General features: G+C 66.8%; 18 protein-coding genes. 7 read left to right on the forward strand and 11 right to left on the reverse strand.

What is annotated here, in order from left to right:
- Positions 1–37 precede the first annotated feature (37 nt).
- The 5 genes from VZ068_RS13595 to VZ068_RS13615 form a co-directional block, all read right to left on the reverse strand.
- Positions 38–451 carry an MGMT family protein gene (locus VZ068_RS13595; protein WP_349655593.1) on the reverse strand — a complete coding sequence of 138 codons (414 nt, stop codon included), beginning with the start codon at positions 449–451 and terminating at the stop codon, positions 38–40.
- A gap of 435 nt (positions 452–886) precedes the next feature.
- Positions 887–2,257: a glutathione-disulfide reductase gene (gene gorA, locus VZ068_RS13600; protein WP_349655594.1), complete on the reverse strand. Its 1,371-nt coding sequence runs from the start codon at positions 2,255–2,257 to the stop codon at positions 887–889.
- The gene (locus VZ068_RS13605) at positions 2,254–3,504 is read right to left on the reverse strand and encodes an FAD-dependent oxidoreductase (RefSeq protein WP_349655595.1); all 1,251 of its coding nucleotides are present in this window, start codon (positions 3,502–3,504) and stop codon (positions 2,254–2,256) included. The genes gorA and VZ068_RS13605 overlap by 4 nt, the downstream gene beginning before the upstream one ends.
- Before the next feature lie 6 nt (positions 3,505–3,510).
- Positions 3,511–4,755 (reverse strand): DUF418 domain-containing protein, encoded by a 1,245-nt coding sequence (locus VZ068_RS13610; RefSeq protein ID WP_349655596.1) that lies wholly within the window; start codon positions 4,753–4,755, stop codon positions 3,511–3,513.
- 230 nt (positions 4,756–4,985) lie between these two features.
- Positions 4,986–5,465, reverse strand: coding sequence for a peptidylprolyl isomerase (locus VZ068_RS13615; protein WP_259151271.1), 480 nt, complete (start codon positions 5,463–5,465; stop codon positions 4,986–4,988).
- 109 nt (positions 5,466–5,574) lie between these two features.
- Between VZ068_RS13615 and VZ068_RS13620 the strand changes: the two genes are divergently transcribed.
- Together VZ068_RS13620 and VZ068_RS13625 are read left to right on the forward strand one after the other, a co-directional pair.
- On the forward strand, positions 5,575–6,117 hold the full coding sequence (locus VZ068_RS13620) for a C40 family peptidase (RefSeq protein WP_259163840.1): 543 nt from the start codon (positions 5,575–5,577) through the stop codon (positions 6,115–6,117).
- A 109-nt stretch (positions 6,118–6,226) separates the two neighbouring features.
- Positions 6,227–6,976, forward strand: a complete 750-nt coding sequence (locus tag VZ068_RS13625) for a C40 family peptidase (RefSeq protein ID WP_046963896.1) — start codon at positions 6,227–6,229, stop codon at positions 6,974–6,976.
- A gap of 345 nt (positions 6,977–7,321) precedes the next feature.
- Here the strand turns inward: VZ068_RS13625 and VZ068_RS13630 are convergent, their stop codons facing one another.
- The 4 genes from VZ068_RS13630 to VZ068_RS13645 all read right to left on the reverse strand — a co-directional run bounded on the left by VZ068_RS13630 (position 7,322) and on the right by VZ068_RS13645 (position 11,048).
- Complete coding sequence (locus VZ068_RS13630) at positions 7,322–7,813, reverse strand: acyl-CoA thioesterase (RefSeq protein WP_259151275.1); 492 nt, start codon at positions 7,811–7,813, stop codon at positions 7,322–7,324.
- Between the two features lie 504 nt (positions 7,814–8,317).
- Positions 8,318–8,788, reverse strand: a complete 471-nt coding sequence (locus VZ068_RS13635) for a hypothetical protein (RefSeq protein WP_349655597.1) — start codon at positions 8,786–8,788, stop codon at positions 8,318–8,320.
- Between the two features lie 82 nt (positions 8,789–8,870).
- Positions 8,871–9,698 carry a class I SAM-dependent methyltransferase gene (locus VZ068_RS13640; protein WP_349655598.1) on the reverse strand — a complete coding sequence of 276 codons (828 nt, stop codon included), beginning with the start codon at positions 9,696–9,698 and terminating at the stop codon, positions 8,871–8,873.
- 9 nt (positions 9,699–9,707) lie between these two features.
- Positions 9,708–11,048, reverse strand: a complete 1,341-nt coding sequence (locus tag VZ068_RS13645; RefSeq protein WP_259151278.1) for a dicarboxylate/amino acid:cation symporter — start codon at positions 11,046–11,048, stop codon at positions 9,708–9,710.
- Positions 11,049–11,196: 148 nt separating this feature from the next.
- Here VZ068_RS13645 and VZ068_RS13650 point away from each other — a divergent pair, with 148 nt between their 5' ends.
- The 5 genes from VZ068_RS13650 (at position 11,197) to VZ068_RS13670 (ending at position 17,148) form a co-directional block, all read left to right on the forward strand.
- A complete protein-coding gene (locus VZ068_RS13650; RefSeq protein ID WP_349655599.1) occupies positions 11,197–12,897 on the forward strand; it encodes an alkaline phosphatase in 1,701 nt (566 codons plus the stop codon).
- A gap of 279 nt (positions 12,898–13,176) precedes the next feature.
- Positions 13,177–14,478, forward strand: a complete 1,302-nt coding sequence (gene tilS, locus VZ068_RS13655; RefSeq protein WP_349655600.1) for a tRNA lysidine(34) synthetase TilS — start codon at positions 13,177–13,179, stop codon at positions 14,476–14,478.
- A gap of 31 nt (positions 14,479–14,509) precedes the next feature.
- Positions 14,510–14,773: an exodeoxyribonuclease VII small subunit gene (locus VZ068_RS13660; RefSeq protein ID WP_259151291.1), complete on the forward strand. Its 264-nt coding sequence runs from the start codon at positions 14,510–14,512 to the stop codon at positions 14,771–14,773.
- Position 14,774: 1 nt separating this feature from the next.
- Positions 14,775–15,650 (forward strand): farnesyl diphosphate synthase, encoded by an 876-nt coding sequence (locus tag VZ068_RS13665; RefSeq protein ID WP_349655601.1) that lies wholly within the window; start codon positions 14,775–14,777, stop codon positions 15,648–15,650.
- Positions 15,651–16,050: 400 nt separating this feature from the next.
- The gene (locus tag VZ068_RS13670; RefSeq protein ID WP_349655602.1) at positions 16,051–17,148 is read left to right on the forward strand and encodes a M35 family metallo-endopeptidase; all 1,098 of its coding nucleotides are present in this window, start codon (positions 16,051–16,053) and stop codon (positions 17,146–17,148) included.
- Positions 17,149–17,217: 69 nt separating this feature from the next.
- On the opposite strand, the gene VZ068_RS13675 is transcribed toward VZ068_RS13670, so the two are convergent.
- Positions 17,218–17,607, reverse strand: coding sequence for a DUF4870 domain-containing protein (locus tag VZ068_RS13675; RefSeq protein WP_259151298.1), 390 nt, complete (start codon positions 17,605–17,607; stop codon positions 17,218–17,220).
- A gap of 336 nt (positions 17,608–17,943) precedes the next feature.
- Positions 17,944–19,311, reverse strand: coding sequence for a metalloprotease PmbA (gene pmbA / locus VZ068_RS13680; protein ID WP_349655603.1), 1,368 nt, complete (start codon positions 19,309–19,311; stop codon positions 17,944–17,946).
- Positions 19,312–19,492: the final 181 nt, after the last annotated feature.

The following is a 19,492-nucleotide window of genomic DNA, read 5'->3' on the forward strand; positions in this document are numbered from 1 at the left end:
GGCATCCTTCTGAATGCTGCCAATGATAACGGCAGCGTTATGAAGGACCCCACACGGCCGCATCCAGCCGCTGCGCAGCGCTGGCTCGGCGCACCCGCCCCTGTACCACCGGCACCCCCTCGGCACGCAGCCGCTGGCATTGCTCGTGGTAGCCAGGCGACCCCGACGGCAACGCAATGCGACCATCGCTACGAAGCACGCGATGCCAGGGCAGATCCGGATCGTCATTGCCACTGAGCACGCGCGCCACCAGGCGCGCACGCCCAGGCAACCCGGCACGTGCAGCGACCTCGCCGTAGCCGGCAACCTGACCGGCAGGAATGGCGCCGATGACGTCAAGAATCCGCAGCCGCGCCTGCTCACCTGAGGGCGCTGCCGGCGTTGACGCGGAACAGGCGGCGGACTTGGCAGATGCGAACGGACGCGAAGATGGCTGGCGGGGTCTGGACATCAGGCAAGAATGCCAGCAGACGCGACTCAATGCCGGCCGGGCCGCCGCGCTTGTGCGACAAAGCGCGTCATCCAAGGCTGTCTCGACGAAAACGCTCAACGGCCCCTCTCCCGCCGGGAGAGGGGTTGGGGTGAGGGTGCGGGCCAAGCGATGCAGAGCGAAACGGTTAGCCGCTCAACACAGCGCGCAACAGTGCATGAGCACAAGGCCGGTCTCGCCAAGCGCAGAGCCAGTGTTGCCTAACAGTTTCTTGATGGCCAACCCTCACCCCAATCCCGCTCCTGGCTGGAGCCGGGCCCTAGTTGCGGTTGGCGGTTGGCGCTGCGCCCTCCGCCTGCACTCGCGCCCCGCCTGCCTTCCCTTGCGCCACTTCCACCGTTCCCCTGGCGCAGACAGCTGACGCTCCCACCCACTCCACACCAATGCACCAATGCATCAATGCATCAACACGATCTCTTCCGACGAGGTAGGGTGGATCGCCACGGTCTCGTCGAAGTCGCGCTTGGTGGCGCCCATTTTCACTGCCACGGCAAAGCCCTGCAGCATTTCGTCGGCGCTTTCGCCAAGCAGATGTACGCCGACCACACGCTCCTCGTCGCCCACGCAGACCAGCTTGAACAGACTGCGTTGCGGCGCATCGGCCAGCGCATGCAGCATCGGGCGGAAGTTGCTGCGATACACGCGTACCGCGCCGCCGTAACGCGCGCGTGCCTGTTCTTCGGTGAGTCCGACATGGCCAAGCGGCGGATGCGAGAACACCACGCTCGGCACGCCTTCGTAGTCCATGCGCGCATCCGCTTGATTGCCGAACAACCGGTCCATCAATTTACGCCCGGCCGCAATCGCCACCGGCGTCAGCCCGACCTTGCCGCCGACATCGCCGATGGCATGGATGTTGGGCACCGTGGTGGTCTGACCCTCATCCACCACCACCTCGCCCTTCTCGCCCACCGCCACACCCACGGCGTCCAGACCCAGACCTGCCGTGTTGCCGCGCCGGCCGATGGCGAAGAACACCTTGTCGAACACGTCGTTGCCCTGCTCGCGCGGGTGCGCCGGATGGCCATGCACGCGCAGCCCACCTCGAGCATCGCGCTCAAGGCCGGTGGTGGTGAAACCGAAATGCAGGCGCACGCCCAGGTGGCGCAGGTTGTCGGCCAACTGCTGCGTCAGTTCCGCATCGAAGCGTTCCAGCAACCGGTCGCCCTGTACATACAGATGCACACGACTGCCGAGCGCCTGCAGCAGGCCGGCGATTTCCACCGCGATATAGCCGCCGCCGATGATCGCCACGTGCGCAGGCGCATGACAGAGATTGAAGAAATCGTCGGAAACCTCGCCATGCTCGGCGCCTTCCACGTTGGGGCGCAACGGATGCGCACCGGTTGCGATCACAATGTGCTCGGCCGTCACCGCCACCCCATCGCCCCCCATGACGGTATGGCGGTCCTGCAGCACGCCGCGTTGCGGAATCAGCACCACGCCGTCTTCGTCGAGCCGACGCCGATAACTGGCGTGGATGTTGGCGATATAGCCCTGCCGATGGGTGACCAGCTCCTGCCACTGCAGCGCCGGCCGCGGCACGTCGAAACCGAGCGCGCTGGCGAGCTCGATCTTGCCGGCCAGATCGGCTGCCAACCACATCGCTTTTTTCGGCACGCAACCAAGATTGACGCAGGTGCCGCCCAACGCATCAGGCTCCATGATCGCCACGCGTGCGCCGTGCTTTGCCGCGCGAAATCCCGCCGCCAAACCACCGGAACCGCCGCCTAGAATCACCACGTCGTAGTCGTAACGTGCACTCATTCGTAGCGCTCCGCCCGGTAGGGATGCGGGTCCAGCGCAGGTGCGCGGCCCGTGATCAGGTCGGCCATCAGTTGTCCACTTGCAGTACTCATGCTGATTCCGAGCATGCCATGTCCGGCTGCGAGCCAGACGTGAGGACGGCCAGGTATTGCGCCCAGCACCGGCACATCGTCCCAGGTCATTGGCCGCCATCCATACCAACGCTCGATCACCGCCGGCCCGCGGGGCGCATGCAGATAGTCGGCCGCCGCGCGCTCCAGCGCTGCCAGGCGGGTGGGATTGAGCTGCGTGTCATGACCGGAAAATTCCATCGTGCTGCCGATCCGCAAACGATCACGCCAGGGCACCACGAACACCCAGCGATCCTTCAGCACCACCGGGCGACGCGGCATCAGGGGTGGCGCGCTGTAGGTGATCGAATAGCCCTTGCCGGCCTGCACCGGCAGGCGCAGGCCAAGCCGTGCCGCCAGCAACGGCGACCACGGCCCGGTGGCGATCACCACTTCGCGTGCGTACAGCGTGCCATGTGCGGTCCGCACGCAGACCGCCGAGGGCTCGGCAACCACAGCCTCCACGCGACAGTGCTCATCGAGTTGCGCACCTTGCGCGCGCAATATCCTGGCCAGCTCGGCGGTGTAGCGCTCCGGGCGCAGATGCGCGTCTCCCGGAAAGTGGATCGCGCCGGCAATCCCCTCGCGGAACGCCGGATCCTGCCGCGTGTAGTCGGCGCCTTCGATCACCTGTGCCTGGATTCCCCACTGCGCCAGCAGCGCGCATTCTTCCCGGTACTTCGCAAAGCGGCGCGCATCGCCGAACACATAGTCCAGCCCGTCGGTGCGGAACTCGCACTCCAATGCATAGCGCGCCACCCAGTCGTCCAGGCGCTGGCGCGCATCGTGCAGCAAGGCCGCACGCGCCTGTGCACTGGACTGCCAGTCACGCGCATTGCACCGCCGCGCAAACCGCAGCAGCCAGTGCCACAGCGCCGGGTCCAGACGCGGTGGGATGTACAGCGGCGCATCCGGCGTCAGCATCCATTTCAGCGCCTGCGCGATCATGCCCGGTGCCGCCAACGGCGGCGCATGGCTGGGCGTGATGGTGCCGCAGTTGCCATGCGAGGTGGCAGCGCCCAGCGCTCCGGCATCGAGAACACGCACCTGCCGGCCCGCCTCCAGCAATGCCAGCGCCGTGGCCAGCCCGATCGCGCCGGCGCCGATCACCACAACGTCCTCGCGCCCGCCGGCCATTGGGTGCTAGTGGCCGCGCGCGTTGCTGCGCCGCATCGGCGGAACCCGCAGATAGGTTGCGCTGCGCCACACCCACTCCACCGGCCCGAAGCGGAACCAGTGCAACCACGCCTGGCTTGCCACCACCTGCAGGGCAAACAGCCCCACCGAGAACGGCAGCTGCCACAGGCGCGGCAGCTGTTCGAAATAGCCCAGCCCGTAGCCGTAGAAGATCCAGGTGCACAGCAGCGACTGCAACAGATAGTTGCTCAATGCCATACGGCCGGCCGGCGCAAGCCAGGCCAGATGCGAGGCAAAGCGCACCACCCACGCGGCGTAGCCCAGGCTCATCAGCGGCCCGGCTACCAACGCCAGCGCGAACGCGCCGGACAGGCGCATGCTCAACCGCACCGGGTCCATCCAGGGCTCCACGGCATAACTCAGCAGCATCACGCCCAACCCAAGCGGCAAGGCGCCGTAGCGCAGCACCGGGAACAGCCGTGGGAAGCGCTCGGGCGCGGCAATCGCGCCACTGCGCACGAACCAGCTGCCCAGCAGAAACATGCCAAGCATGGCCGGGCCATTGATGCTCAGCCCGCTCATCGCTTCGCGCAGATCGTGCCAGCGCTGCGCAGTGGCCTGCAGGTAAGTACCGTGTCCAAGTGCAGCGCGCTGTGCCTGCACATTGGCCACGGCCTGCTGCGCAACATCGGCCATGGCCGATTTCCAGTCCACCGCCGATGCCGGAGCGGCCTGCATCATCGCACCGGCAACGCCGTACAACAGCACCAGGGCCGGCGCGCACAGGTACACCAGCGCGGCAAGCCACGGCAGCGTCACGGTCGGCGCATTGCGAGCGCCCAGCAGCAACACCGCCAGCAAGGCATAGGTCACCAGAACGTCGCCCGACCACAGCAGCACCGCATGCGCCAGACCGATGACCAGCAAGCCGGCCGTGCGCCGCAGATACATGCCGAAAAACCCGCGCCCGGCACGTTCGGCGCGCTGCGCCATCACCGCAAACCCCATGCCGAACAACATCGAAAACAGCGGGTAGAACTTGCCCTGCACAAAAATGTAGACCAGCGCATCGGCCACGCGATCGGCGCCGCGCCAGTGCGGCTCCACGCCGCTCAGCGCCAGATCCAGCGGACCGACAAAGGCCTCGATGTTCATCAGCAAGATGCCGAGCAACGCAAAGCCGCGCAGGACGTCCAAGACGACGATGCGCTCGGTCGCGGCAATGGGTAACAGCAGATCGCGTTGTGTCATCGCAGCTCAAGCAACCGGATGCGGCGTTGCGCACCGCAGAAAGCAGACGGCCCGCCGAGGAGCGGGCCGTCAGGAAGACAGCCATCGCGGGCTGCGGCCACTACCACGTTGGGCGTCACCACCAGCCGGCTGCAGGTGGCATGCAGACCTCAGCGTGCACCCGCAGTGCTGGCTGGCGGCTGGCCGGGCGTACCCAGCCAGCGGCCGCACAGCGGCATTGAGCGCCGCGCTTAGTGGTGATGACCGCCGTCGCCGTGCACGTGGCCGTGGTCGCGCTCTTCCTGCGTGGCTTCGCGCACTTCGACGATTTCCACGTCGAAGTGCAGGTCCTTGCCGGCCATCGGGTGGTTGAGGTCGACGTCGACCACGCTCATGCCGACCTTCTGCACGGTGACCGCGCGCGGGCCGAAGTTGGTCTGCAGCACCACCTGGGTGCCCGGGACCAGCTTGGTGGCGCCGAAGTGCTTCTTGGGCACGCGCTGGCTCAGGCCTTCGCGGTATTCGCCGTAGGCCTCTGTGGCCTTGACGTCCACGCCGAAGCTCTCGCCGGCTTGCTTGTCCATCATGGCCGCTTCCAGACCCGGAATGATGTTGCCGTGGCCGATCATGATCGCCAACGGGTCGCGCTCCTTGGAGCTTTCGATCGGCTCCTGGCCAATCTCCGAAACGGTGTAGTGGAAGCGGACGACGCTGTCTTTTTCGATCTTCATGCCTGGCTCTGGATAGGCTGCCCGGTGGCAGACGGTGGAGGACGGCTTGTCGGCCGCCGGGTGCGCCGCCATCATGGCGACCTTTCGAACCGCCCATTATCCCGGCTCCATGCATATCACGCCAGTTGTCGCCGCCCGCGCCCATCGCGCCGCGGCCTGTCTGTTGCTGAGCCTCGTCCTGCTGGGCGGCTGCTCGTCGAAGGCGCCGGTTCGGCGACCTTCTTCCCCGCCGCCGTCGGCACGCGTGTGGCCCCAGGTACCGCCTGCCGATCCCGCCGCGGCCAACAACATCCTGATGCGTGCGCTGGGGCTGGTCGGCACCCCGTACCGGTTCGGCGGCAATACGCCTGAGACCGGTTTCGACTGCAGCGGCCTGGTCACCTATGTCTACAAGGATGTGCTGGCGCTGTCGTTGCCGCGCACCTCGCGCGACCTGGCCGCGATCCAGGGCCCGCGGATCCCGCCCGAGAAGCTGGCCACCGGGGATCTGGTGTTCTTCGGCGCCGGCGGAAATGTGAGCCATGTGGGCATTTATGTGGGTGAAGGCCGCTTCGTGCATGCGCCGACCACTGGCGGTACCGTCCGCTTGGATTTTCTCGATGGCGCCTACTGGCGTGACCATTATTCAGGTTCAAAGCGGGTTTTACACTAAAATGTGACACTCATCACAAGTAATAAAACGGAAAGTTAACTTTTTTTGAACGTAACGATTCGTTCACCAGGGCATCATCCCGCATCGACAGCAGAATTGTGATTCCCGCGTGACGAACGACGAACAGATCAAAACTGGCGCCGCACCGCTTCCGCTCCGGAAACCGCTCCGCCTGCTATGCGTCACCGCTCTCTGGATTGCCGCGCTGCCCGCTCTGGCGCAGACCGCCAATACCGCCCCATCCGCTCCGCAGACGACCACGCCAGACAGCGCCGTCGCCGCCGAGAAAGCCGCAACCCGCAGCCGCGCCGACGCCGCTGCCACCGCTACCCTGGCCGCCCTGCTTCCGCACCTGGCCGCCAATGACGCCATTCCGCTGATGGACCGCTCGGCGATGTTCGCCGGGGACCTCAGCCGCCTGCTCGCCAATTACGATGTCTCGCAGAGCGCGGCCAATGCTGCGCAGAATGCCGTTGCCGATAGTCGCGTGCAGGTGATCCTGCAACGTGCCATGGCCCTGCTCGGCACCCCCTATGTGTGGGGCGGCGAGTCTACCGAAGGTTTCGATTGCAGCGGCCTGGTCGGCTACGTCTTCAAGACGGCGCTGGGCATCGACCTGCCGCGCGTCTCGCGCGATATCGCCCGCGACGAATCGGCCGAACTGATCAAGGACCCGAACGCACTGAAGGCCGGCGATCTGGTGTTCTTCGGCAAGCGCGGCCGCATCGATCATGTCGGCCTGGTGGTCGGCGACGGCAAGTTCCTGCACGCGCCCAGCCGCGGCAAGGACGTGCGCGTGGATTCGCTGGCCAGCGGTTACTGGAGCGAGAAGTTCATCCAGGCGCGCCGGGTGCTGTGATCCAGCCTGCCTTGAAGACCTCAGAAAGCCGCGGCAGATCCGCGGCTTTTTTTGTGCCCATTGCCACCGAGACGGTCATGTGACTGCCGCGTGGCAGCCGCGACTGCCAACCTTCCCGCAGCTGGCCTGTCAGCGCTCGTAACAGCACCCGGCGTCGGCGGCGTCGACGCATCGGGCCAATCGCCAGGTCCAGCGCTACTCCGTCTGGAGCAGCCAACAAACGGCTGTGCTGCCGCCGAGCGGACGTGGCCGGGGCTCGTTGCGGCATCCACCGCTCGTCCCCGCCGGTCTGAGCGCGTCGTCCGCACTCACCTGTCCCTGCGCGCGACGTTCTGTTGGCCGTTCTCAGCCGGACGTATCGGCTTTGTAGTGGGCCATGGTGTCCTCGATGCCCTTGCTCAGCTCCATCACCTTGAGCGCGTATTCGGCCAGGCGCTGATCCTCGGGCGTGTCAGGCCGCCAGGACGGCACTTCCACCGGCGTGACACCATCCGGGTCCATTGCCACGAACACGATGATGCAGTGGGTGCACAAGCGCGAATCGCCGCCCATCGGGCTGCGCGCACGCACATCGATGGCGAAATGCATGCTGCTGCGCCCGGTATAGACCAGCTTGGCCGACACCGCGACCAGATCGCCGATCCGTACCGGCGCCACAAAGCGGATCCCGCCCACCGCCACCGTCACGCAGTAATGCCCACTCCAACCGCTGGCCGCAGCAAAGCCGACCTGGTCGATCCACTTCATCACCACCCCGCCATGCACCTTGCCGCCGAAGTTGACGTCGCTGGGCTCGGCCAGAAAACGAAATGTCAGGTCACGTTGTTGGCCAATCACTGCACGCTCTCGCAAGGGAATGAACCGAAAGTGTGCCATGCGCGGGTTGAAGGAGCCCCGCGTACTCGGATTCGCCAACGCCCAGCGCCTCCTGCGCTTGCCTGCAGGTCTCCCACGCCCGCAGCATGTGGTGACGAAGCCTACACAGCCCCAGGCCGTTGAGCGATGGCCTGCGCGCGCCGGACCGGCAAGCGCCTCATCGACCACCGGTCCCTGGACATGTGGCCTGTCTGCAGCGGAGCGCGTGCACGCGTCATCGAAAGTCACTTACCCTCGGCATCCGGGCAAGGCTGCCGGCAGCAGGAGGCATCGCGTCATGTCGGACCGAAGACGATTCACCATCGAGCATGCAAGGCGGCATCTGGAACGCGACGGTTGGCCGCGCCTGCAGATGAGCGCCATCGTGTTGATCACGGCAACAGGCGGGATGCTGGCCTCGTTCCTGCTGCGCAATGCAGGCGTGAACGCGATGGTGGTGCGCTACCCGATGGCGACGCTGGTTGCCTATGGCCTGTTCCTGCTGCTGATGTGGGCATGGCTGCGCTGGCGCAACGAGGTGGATGGCGAGTTGGTGAGCGACTGCGTCGACCTCGGCAGCAGCGTGGCGCAGGACACCTCGGGATGGGCCGGCCACGGCGGCACCTCCGGCGGCGCAGGTGGTTCCGGCACGTGGAGCGCGCCATCCGGATCGACCCCGGATGTTTCGGGCGACAGCAAACTCACCGACGTCGTCGATGGCGAAGCCGGACTGCCGATCCTGGCGATTCTGGCAGTGCTGGCCGCCGCCGCAGTCGCCATCGTCGCTGCCGCCTGGGTGGTATGGTCGGCGCCGGTATTGATGGCCGAGCTTCTGGTGGACGCGGCGCTGGCAGGCGGGCTGTATCGACGCATGCGCGGCGTGCAGGCGCAAGGCTGGTGGTGGTTGTGCGTTCGCCACACGCTATGGCCGCTGATCGGCGTGCTGACGTTCTTCATCGTGGTCGGCGCGGTCGCGCAGCACCGGGCGCCGCAAGCAACGACGTTGCTGGAGCCATACAAGGACGATGACCCCGCCGGGTTACCGTCCCCGGTTGTCCTGCTTGCGAAGACACAACCATGGAAAATGCGGCTGGCGCAGCTTGAGCATGCGGCGCACACGCGCACGCGCACGACGCGGATCGAACAACCATTGCACTGCGAACGCGTCGAAGGCGGCGTAGGTGTGCTGGTGATAGTGCCCGGCCAATTCAGGCACGCCCAGGCCAGTGAAATAGCGCAGGCTGCGTGCAGCGCTTTGGTCGGCGCGGTGCCGGTCTGGATACAGCGGGCTGTCGAGGATGTGCAACTCGCCGCCGTCGCGAAGCTGCGCAAGCAGGTGGCGCACCAGGGCGGCAGGATCCGGGAAATACTGGATGCACGCCGGCACCACGATGACGTCGAAGACATCGTGCGGCAGCGCAAAGGTCTGGATATCGGCAGCGACAAAACTCAGCCGTTGGTCGTGGCCGAACACGCGCGCGGCCTGCGTGAGTTCGGTGCGATTGACGTCCACGCCGCACACGTCGCGCTGCAGCGATTGCGCCAGCAGCTGCGATAGCCAGCCGTTGCCGCACCCCAGCTCGAGAATGGCGCCCTCACCGTCGCGTGCCTGCAGGTGCCGCACCAGCAATCTGCTGGACAGCGCGCGCACCTGCCATTCCAGGCTGGCACCGAGCTTGCCGCTGGGGCGCGGCAGGCTGCGCACCTGCGCATCGGTATACAGCCGGCCTTCCTGGCGCCGCACCTCCAGATAGCGATCCTCGAACGGATCTTCGGCAAGCGTGCGTTGAACGAACACGCCATCCACGCTGTCGAGCTCGGGCAGTTGCGCCAGGCGCTCACGCAATACAGGCAATCCAACCGTCATGCGTTGCGCTCAGCGCAGCGGCTTGGCGCTGTCGGCCGGCGGATCTTCCAGCCCCACGTTGGTGGATGCCGATTCATAGACCGCCTTGTCCAGCAAACCGGTTTCCTTGGCCACCAGCACCGGCACCAGCATCTGCCCGGTGACGTTGGTCATGGTGCGCATCATGTCGAGGATGCGGTCGATGGCGTACAGATACCCGATCACTTCCAGCGGCAGGTTGGCCGCGCTCAACACCACCGTGGCCATGATCACCGCAGTGCCTGGCACACCGGCCGTGCCAAAACTGCCCAGCACCGAGGCGATCAACACCACGAAGTATTGGTTTGCCGTCAATGGCACGCCGGTGTATTGGGCGATGAATACCGCACACAGCGCCGGGTAGATCGCGCCGCAGCCGTCCATCTTGATGCTGGCGCCCAGCGGTACCGCAAACGCGGCGTAGTCCTTGCTGACCCCCAGATTGTGGGTGATCGAACGCATCGCCACCGGCATCGCGGCAAAGCTCGACGAACTGACGAAGGCCACCTGCATGCCAGGCGCCGCACCACGGAAGAACTTCCACGGGTTGAGCCCGTGCGCCAGCAACAGGCTGCTGTAGACCACCAGGATATGGATGGCGCAGGCCACATACAGTGCGAGCACGAAACTGCCGAAGGGCAGCAACTTTGTGAAGCCGTAGCTGCCCACCAGGCCGGCAATCAGGCCGAAGGTGCCCAGCGGGGTCATCTCCAGCACGAAGCGCGTCACCTGGATCATGATGTCGCTCAACTGCCCGGTGAGCTTGCGCGCCTCGGCCACCCGCTCGCCGAGCTTGACCATCGCAAAGCCGAGCAACGCGGCGAAGAAGATCACCGGCAGGATCGAGCCGCGCCCGGCCGCCAGCACGGTTTCGCCGGCCGCATTGGTCTTGGTACCGATGCCGGTCAATGCATAGAACGGGTTGGACGGCACCACGTCTAGCAACACCTTGATCGGGCTGGGCACATCGCGCGGCTTCCACGCCGAGTCCACGCTCAGGCTGAAATGCCCGGCACCCGGCTGCATGATCGTGCCCACCGCAAGCCCGATGCCGACCGCCAGAGCGGCTGTGATCACGAACCACAGGAAGGTGCGGCCGCCGAGCGCGGCGACGGATTTTTGCCCGTGCAACGAGGAGATCGCATTGATCACCGCGAAGAACACCAGCGGGATCGCGATCATCTTGATCAGGGTGACATACAGATCACCGAGGGGGCCGAACCACACATCGGCCGCCGGGCCCATCAACGCCCCGGCAATCGCGCCGAGAACGAAGCCGGCCACCACGCGCTGCCAGAACGGAATGCGCAACCAGGCCGCAACCAGTCTCATGTCGTCGAATCATCCGGGGGGAGAGTGCATGCACCTTAGCGCAGGCCTGCCTTGCCCGCGAGGCCACGACTGGAACAGCGGCGTGTCATCTGTGCGACGGACCCGGGCCGGCATAATGGGGGCCGATTCAGTCACGAGTTCGAACCCGATGCGTTACCGCCTGCCTGCCCTCGCCGCCCTGACCACCCTGTGCGTGGCCGCCTGCGCCTCCACTGCCGGCACACCCGTGTCCGCACCGGCCGCCGTCCGCGTGGACGTGCCGCCGGTGACGCACCCGGCCGGCGAGACCCCGCAGTGGTGGTACCGCTCCGGCGCCGCACGTGCGGCCGGCAATGGCGCCATGGCCGGCAAGGCGCGCAACGTCATCCTGTTCCTGGGCGACGGCTTGAGCCTGACCACGGTGGCGGCCGCGCGCATCCTGGATGGCCAGCGCAAGGGCGGGCCCGGCGAAGAGAACCTGCTGTCCTGGGAGCAGTTCCCGGCCACCGCCTTCAGCAAGACCTACAACACCGATTCGCAGACCCCGGATTCGGCCGGCACCATGACCGCGATCACCACTGGCGTGAAAACGCACATGGGCGCGATCGGCGTCAGCAGCGGCAACCGCAGCGACTGCGCCGACAGCTTGAACAAGGGTCTGCTGAGCTGGTTGCAGCTGGCCGACAGCGCCGGCATGGCCACCGGTGTGGTCACCACCACCCGCCTCACCCACGCCACCCCGGCGGCCACCTATGCGCATTCGCCGGATCGCAACTGGGAAAACGACACCGACCTGCCCGAGTCCGCGCGTGCCGCCGGCTGCCAGGACATCGCCCAGCAGCTGTTGTCGACCGCCCGCTACGGCCGCGGCCCGCAGGTGGTGCTGGGCGGCGGCCGCAGCCAGTTCCAGACCGTGCAGGAGCGCGACCCCGAGTACGACGACAAGGTCGGCCTGCGCCTGGACGGCCGCGACCTGGTGGCCGAATGGAAACAGGCGCATCCGCAGGGCGCGTATGTCTGGAACGAGCAGCAACTGCAGGCCGCGGCCGGCGCACCCGCGCTGCTGGGCCTGTTCGAGCCGGACCATATGCAGTTCGACCACGACCGCAAGCGCGGCCCGCAGGGCGAGCCCAGCCTGACCGAAATGACCCGCACCGCGATCCAGGCGCTGTCGCGCGATCCCAACGGCTTCGTGCTGATGGTCGAAGGCGGCCGCATCGATCACGCCAACCACGCCGGCAATGCCTATCGCGCGCTCGACGAAACGGTGTCGCTGTCCGATGCGGTGCGCACCGCCGTGCAGACCGCTCCGGCCGACACGCTGATCATCGTCACCGCCGACCATTCGCACACGCTCAACTTCGTCGGTTACCCAGTGCGCGGCAACCCGATCCTGGGCAAGGTGCGCGGCACCGGCGGCGAAGAAGGCGACCGCAGCCAGCTGGCTACCGACCTGGCCGGACAGCCCTACACCACCCTCAGCTACGCCAATGGCCCCGGCCACACCGGCGCGACCAATGCACAGCCGGCCGGGCCGAAAAAGTACCCGCACGAACCCAGCAGCAGCGAGCCGGCCCACGGCCGGCCCGACCTCACCCATGTCGACACCGAAGCGCCCAGCTACATGCAGGAATCGCTGGTACCGACCAAGTCCGAAAGCCACGGCGGCGAAGACGTCGGCATCTGGGCCACCGGCCCGGGCAGCGCGGCGTTCCGCGGCACGCTGGAAGAGAACGTGATCTACCACGTCATCGTGCAGGCCACCCCGCGTCTGCGCGAGCGCCTGTGCAAGGCCGGCACCTGCGACAGCGCCGGCGTGCCGGTGCAGTTGCCTACCCCGGCCAGGTTCGAGGCAGCGGCAACGCGTTGATGTGCAGATGGCCCCGCGATGGCGACGAATGGGTCTACCAGCAACGCCACCTTGCCGGACACGCCTCCCGCATGGGCGGAGCGCGTCCGAGATGATGCGCGGCGGTCTGATCGTTCTGCTGCATGATCACGTGGTGCCCAGTGCACCACGTGCTGCGATGACGGGCACGACGATGGGCCGCCGTTCCCCAGCGCGGGCGATGCGATCCAGCGCCCGCCACCGTTCGCGCACAGCGGTGGCGGGCCCCTCCAGCAACGCTCCACATCGAGTGAGCACCCGGTGACCGACACGCCGCCACTGCTGCCCGCCACCCCGCCCGGCCCGGTACTGGTCGCCTACAGCGGCGGCATGGATTCGCAGGTGTTGCTGCACGCGCTGGCGGCCATGCCGGCTTACCGAGAACGTGGCCTGCGTGCGCTGCACGTGCACCACGGCCTGCATGCCGATGCCGACACCTGGGCGGCGCATTGCCAGCGCAGCTGCACGGCGCTGCAGGTGCCGCTGCACATCGTGCGGGTGCAGGTCGCGCGCGATAGCGGCCTGGGGCTAGAGGCCGCCGCGCGGCAGGCGCGCCACGGCGCCTTTGCCGACAGGCTGGCGCCCGGCGAATGGCTGGCGCTGGCACACCATCGCGACGATCAGGCCGAAACGTTTCTGCTGCGCGCACTGCGCGCATCGGGCCCGGACGGCCTGGCGGCAATGCGGGCACAGCGCCCGTTTGCCCAGGGCATCTTGTGGCGCCCGTTGCTGGCGCATGCACGCGCGCAGCTGCAGGCCTATGCACGCCTGCACGGCTTGCACTGGATCGACGATCCCAGCAACGCCGATGCCCGCTACGACCGCAACTTCCTGCGCACGCAGGTGCTGCCGTTGCTGCAGCAACGCTGGCCGCAGGCCGCCGATGCCTTGGCACGCAGCGCCCAGCTGAGCGCCGACGCCAGCGACCTGCTGCTGCACGACGATCTGGCCGTGCTACCCGGCCTGCAGACCGAAAGCGGCGCCCTGGACCTGCACCTGTTACGCGCGCAGCCCGCCGCACGTCGGCTGCGGTTGCTGCGCGCATGGGCCACCGCAGCCGGTGCGCCGCCGCTGCCCGCGCAGGGCGTGGCTGCGCTGGAGCGGGAAATCGACAATCACGCACCGGATCGGCAAGCCTGCTTTGCCTGGCAACAGGTCCAGGTGCGGCGCTGGCGACAGTGCCTGTACCTGCTTCGCCCAGCACCGGCATGGCCGGCGCAGTGGTGCGCGCACTGGGACGGCGCGAAGCCGTTGCGGCTGCCCGACGGCGCGCAACTGCACCTGCAAGGCCCCGCGGGGCTGCGCTTCGCGCAACCGTTGGCGGTGCGCGGCCGGCACGGTGGCGAGCGCATCGTGCTGCCGCAGCGCAGGCATTCGCATCAACTCAAGCATGTCCTGCAAACCGCCGATCTGCCGCCATGGCAACGCGATCGCCTGCCGATCCTGTGGGCCGACGACCAGGTCCTCGCCGCCGGCGATCGCATCGTCTGCGCTGCGTTAAACGACTGGCTGCAAGCCCATGGCGCACGTCTGCAGTGGCGCGTCGATGCCGACGCGAATTGACCCGCCTGCGTGCGCGCCGCACACTTTAGCGATGGCCAAGAAGTCCTTGAACGAAACATCCCCGGTTGCCCGCTTCGAACAGTCGCTGGAAGAACTCGAGCAACTGGTGCAGAAAATGGAAGTCGGCGACCTGAGTCTGGAGCAGTCGCTCAGCGCTTACGAACGCGGCATCGGCCTGTATCGCGATTGCCAGCAGGCGCTGGAACAGGCAGAACTGCGCGTCCGCATGCTGACCGACCCGGCCCGCCCCGAGCTTGCCGAAGCCTTCGAACCGCCGTCGCCGGACGGCGGCTGAGGTGAGTTCCGCGTTGTTCGAACACTGGATCGCTCGCACCGAACGCAGCCTCGACGCAGCCCTGCCCAGCGCTGCGCTGGCGCCGCAGCGTCTGCACGCGGCGATGCGGCACGCGGTGCTGGGTGGCGGCAAACGCATGCGGCCGCTGCTGGTGTACGCCACCGGTGCGCTGTTTGGCGCCGAAGAAGAGCGATTGGATACCCCGGCCGTGGCGGTCGAACTGATCCACGCCTATTCGCTAGTGCATGACGACCTGCCGGCGATGGACGACGACGCGCTGCGCCGCGGCCAGCCCACCGTGCACATCGCCTTCGACGAGGCCACCGCCATCCTGGCCGGCGATGCCCTGCAGACCCGCGCCTTCGAATTGCTGGCCACAGCGCCAGTCGCTGCCGAGCTGCGTGTCGGCTGGTTGCAGAGCCTGACCAGCGCGGCCGGTGCCGCCGGCATGTGCGGCGGCCAGGCACTGGATATCGCTGCCACCGGTCAGTTGCAGTCGCTGCACGCCCTGCAGCGCATGCACGCGCTCAAGACCGGCGCGCTGATTCGCGCCGCAGTGCGCATGGGCGCGCTGACCGGTAGCGCCGCCGCGGCCGACCAGCAGCGCGTGGACGACTTTGCCGACGCGCTGGGCCTGGCCTTCCAGGTGCGCGACGACATCCTGGATGTGGAGTCGAGCTCGGCGCAGCTGGGCAAGACCGCCGGCAAGGACGCCGCGCAAGCCAAATCCACCTACCCCGCCTTGCTCGGCATGGACGGCGCCAAATCCAAGCTGGCCGAACTGGCCACACGCATGCGCGACGTGCTGCAGCCCTATGGCCAGCCCGGCGAAACCCTGGCCACCCTGGGCCGGTTTGCGGTGGACCGCGCGCACTAGACGCGTCTAACCAGGCGTTGCGAGCGGTTGCCAGGCGTGTGATCGGCGCGCGGACAGCGAATGCCGTTCCCAGGTTCGCTTTGCACGACACAGTTGCGCATTCCGTGCGCCACCGCACGGTCGACCGCACCGGTCCATTCAGGCAACGAGCGAGCCTGATCACAAAACGGCACATTGGTCGCCGGACTTTGTGTCAGCCGGCGACACACAGCCGACAAAATTTCATGACGGCCGGCACGCTTTATTGCTGAATTATCTGCACAGGTGATGTATCGAGATGCATAACCCATGCATGACATCCAGAAATATCGCTAATTGAATGACTTGTCGCGCCCGCTCGCTCTGCCTAGGTTTGGCCTGTCCGCGCTTGCGGGCATCCCCCGACCAAGGAGAGTCACTGGTGAAGAATGTTTTTCTCGCATCGTTTGCAGCAGGCACGCTTGCCGTCGTCGGCGTGCTCGGTTCGGCGCAGGCGCAGTCCGTGCGCGGGCCGGTTCCGTTGACCATCGAACTGGCGCCAGTGGCCGACCAGGCCGGGCGACATCAAGGCAAGATCGCGGTCACCGTCACCAACAATGGCAGCCAGGTTGCCCGCGTTCCGACCTATCAGCTGCCGCTCAAGTCGCTGGACAATGGCATCCTGGACGTGAGTCGCGACGGCAAGCCGGTGGACTACACCGGGCGCCTGGTCAAGCGCGGCCTGCCCAAGGCCGCCGACTTCACCATTCTGCAGCCGGGCCAGAGCGTCAAGGGCGAGGTGGATCTGGCCGGTGCCTATGACCTGTCCACCAGCGGCAACTACACCATCCAGGTGCGCTCGTCGCTGCAATACGCGTCGCTGTCCGACGGCAGCCTGATGAAGGCGGCCAACGGCCTGCCGGCAGTCGCCACCAGCACCCCGCTCACCGTCTGGCTGGACGGCGCACGGCGTGGCGTACAGCGCCAGCTCGCAATCGGCCCGACCGCCGTGGTCAACGGCATCAACTATCTCAACTGCAGCACCACGCGCACCAACCAGGCCGCCAGTGCCGTCACTGCCGCGCGCAACTACTCGCAGAACGCGCGCAACTACCTCAACGCCGGCAGCACCGGCGCGCGCTACACCACCTGGTTCGGTGCGTACAACGCCTCGCGCTATAGCCGGGTCAGCTCGAACTTCGTCAACATCGACAACGCGCTGGACCAGAACAACGGCCAGCTGACGATCAACTGCAGCTGCGAGGCGGATCTGGCCGATGCCTTCGCCTACGTCTATCCGAACCAGCCGTACGAGATCCATGTCTGCAACGCGTTCTGGAGTGCGTCGACCACCGGCACCGATTCCAAGGCCGGCACGCTGGTGCACGAGACCAGCCACTTCACCGTGGTGGCCGGCACGCAGGACCGCGTCTATGGTCAGTCCGGCGCGCGTAGCCTGGCGATCAGCAACCCTGCCCAGGCGATCACCAACGCCGACAGCCACGAATACTTCGCCGAGAACACCCCGGCGCAGAACTGATCGCGTCATCGTCTGAAACGACAAAGGCCCGGCAGCGATGCCGGGCCTTTTTCATCGCACCGCGCCGGATTACTTGATCAGGCGCAGGGTGAACGGGTAGCGGTAATGCTCGCCATTGTTGGCCTTGACCGCGGCCAGGATGCAGAACACCAGGCTGCCGATCCATACCAGGGTCGGCAGGAAGAACAGCATGCCGAACGACACCATGGCTAGGATCACCGCCACGATCATGGCCAGGACCACCGTGATCTGGAAGTTCAATGCCTCCTTGGCCTGATCGGTGGCAAACGGCTTGGACGGGCTGGCGTCCTTGCTGATCAGCCAGATCACCAGCGCGCCGACGAAGTAGGTCAGGATGCCCAGCAGATGTGCGGCCAGCGCCAGGGTGCGCTCCTCCGACGGCGTGCTGGTGCCGACCGGCGGCGGTGGCGGCGCGGCATGTGTCTCGAATTCGCTCATCTGTCTCCCCAAACATGATTGTGGTGCGGCGGACTATAACAACGATTCAGCCAGCCACCAGTGCGCGAAGACATGGTCTGGTTTTGCTCACCTGGCAGGAGCGATATCACGCACGCTGCGTGGAGGCGATGCCGCCAGCGATAGCGCTGCCGCATGGCGCAAGCGGCGCCGGGACAAGCCCCTTGTTGCTGCGCGCCGGGCAGGTCCACCCCGTGCGCCTTTGGCGGGGAATCGAGACAGCACACACGCAGGCCACCCGCAGGGCCAGCGCTGCGACAGGCCCCGGCCCGGCCCACCGACCATGCCCGTCAAACATGGCCGGCCTCAGCCGTCCCCTCAACTATCGCCGGCCACGGTCATCCGGTTGACCAGCACAGAGCCGATCTTGACGTGCGAGCGTGGGTCGACATCGCTGCCCACCGCTTCGATGCCGGCAAACATGTCGCGCAGGTTGCCGGCGATGGTCAGGCCATCGACCGGATAGGCGATGACGCCGTTCTCGATCCAGAAGCCGCCGGCGCCGCGCGAATAATCGCCGGTCACCGGGTTGACGCCGTTGCCCATCAGCTCGGTGACCAACAGACCACGCGACATGCCGGCAATCATCGATGCCAGGTCGCCGGCATTGGCGATGACCTGCAGGTTGTGCACACCGCCGGCATTGGCGGTGGTCTGCAGGCCCAGCTTGCGTGCCGAGTAGCTGCCCAGCACATAGCGCTGCAGCACGCCGTCGGTGATCAGGGCCGAGCGCCGTGTCGCCACGCCTTCGCCGTCGAAGGCGGCCGAGCGCAACCCGCGGCGCAGATGCGGCAGTTCTTCGATGTTGAACCAGTCCGGGAACAGCCTGGTGCCGACGCTGTCGAGCAGGAAGCTGGCGCGGCGATACAGCGCGCCACCGGAAACCGCACCGAGCAGATGGCCGACCAGCGAGCGCGCCACTTCCGGCGCGAACAGCACCGGCAGCTGGCCGGTGGGCAGCGAGCGAGGCGCCAGGCGCGCCAGGGTGCGCTCGGCGGCATGCCGACCGATCGCTTCCGGCGCTTCCAGGTCTTCGCGCGCCAGCGCGCTGCTGTACCAGCCATCGCGCTGCATGCCATCGCCCTGCCCGGCGATCAGCGCGCAGCTGATCGAGTGGTGGGTGCCGCGCTCGCGTCCGATGAACCCGTGCGAATTGGCGTACACCGACAGGCTGAGCCCGGTGCTGGCCGAGGCGCCATCGGAATTGCTGATGCGTGCATCGGCATCCCTGCCGGCGGCCTCGCAGGCCAGCGCCAGGTCCACCGCGGTGTCGGCGTCCAGCGCCCACGGGTGCCAACTGTCCAGATCGGGGAAGTCATGCGCCATCAACTCCCGGTCGGCCAGGCCGGAGGCCGCATCGTCTTCGGTATAGCGCGCAATCGCGCAGGCCTGGGCCACGGTGGACTCCAGGCTGGCGTCCTGCAGGTCGGCGGTGCTGGCACTACCCTTGCGCTTGCCGAAGTACACCGTCACCGCGATGCCGCGGTCGCGGGTGGACTCGACCGTTTCCACATCGCCCAGGCGCACGTTGACGTCCAGGCCGCGCTCTTCGCTGCAACTCACTTCGGCCTGGGTGGCGCCGGCCGCGCGGGCGCGCTCGAGCAGGCGTTGCGAGATATCGGTCAGCGCATCCAGACGCTGCAGGCTGTCGTCGGTGACACGGGTTTCGGAGGAGAGTGCGTTCAATGCTTTATCCTTTGGATGCGGATCCGTCCGCGAAAGCCCGGCCATCGTGGCCGGACTGTCTGAATTTGGATGCGGATCCTCCGCAGAAAGCTCGGCCATCCCTGGCCGCAGTGTCTGAATTTGGTGCGGAGTCTTCCGCCGGAGTCCGGCCGTTCACGGCCGGAAATTTAACTAACCAAGT

This window comes from Xanthomonas sp. 10-10 (assembly GCF_040182365.1).
GTDB lineage: Bacteria > Pseudomonadota > Gammaproteobacteria > Xanthomonadales > Xanthomonadaceae > Xanthomonas > Xanthomonas arboricola_F.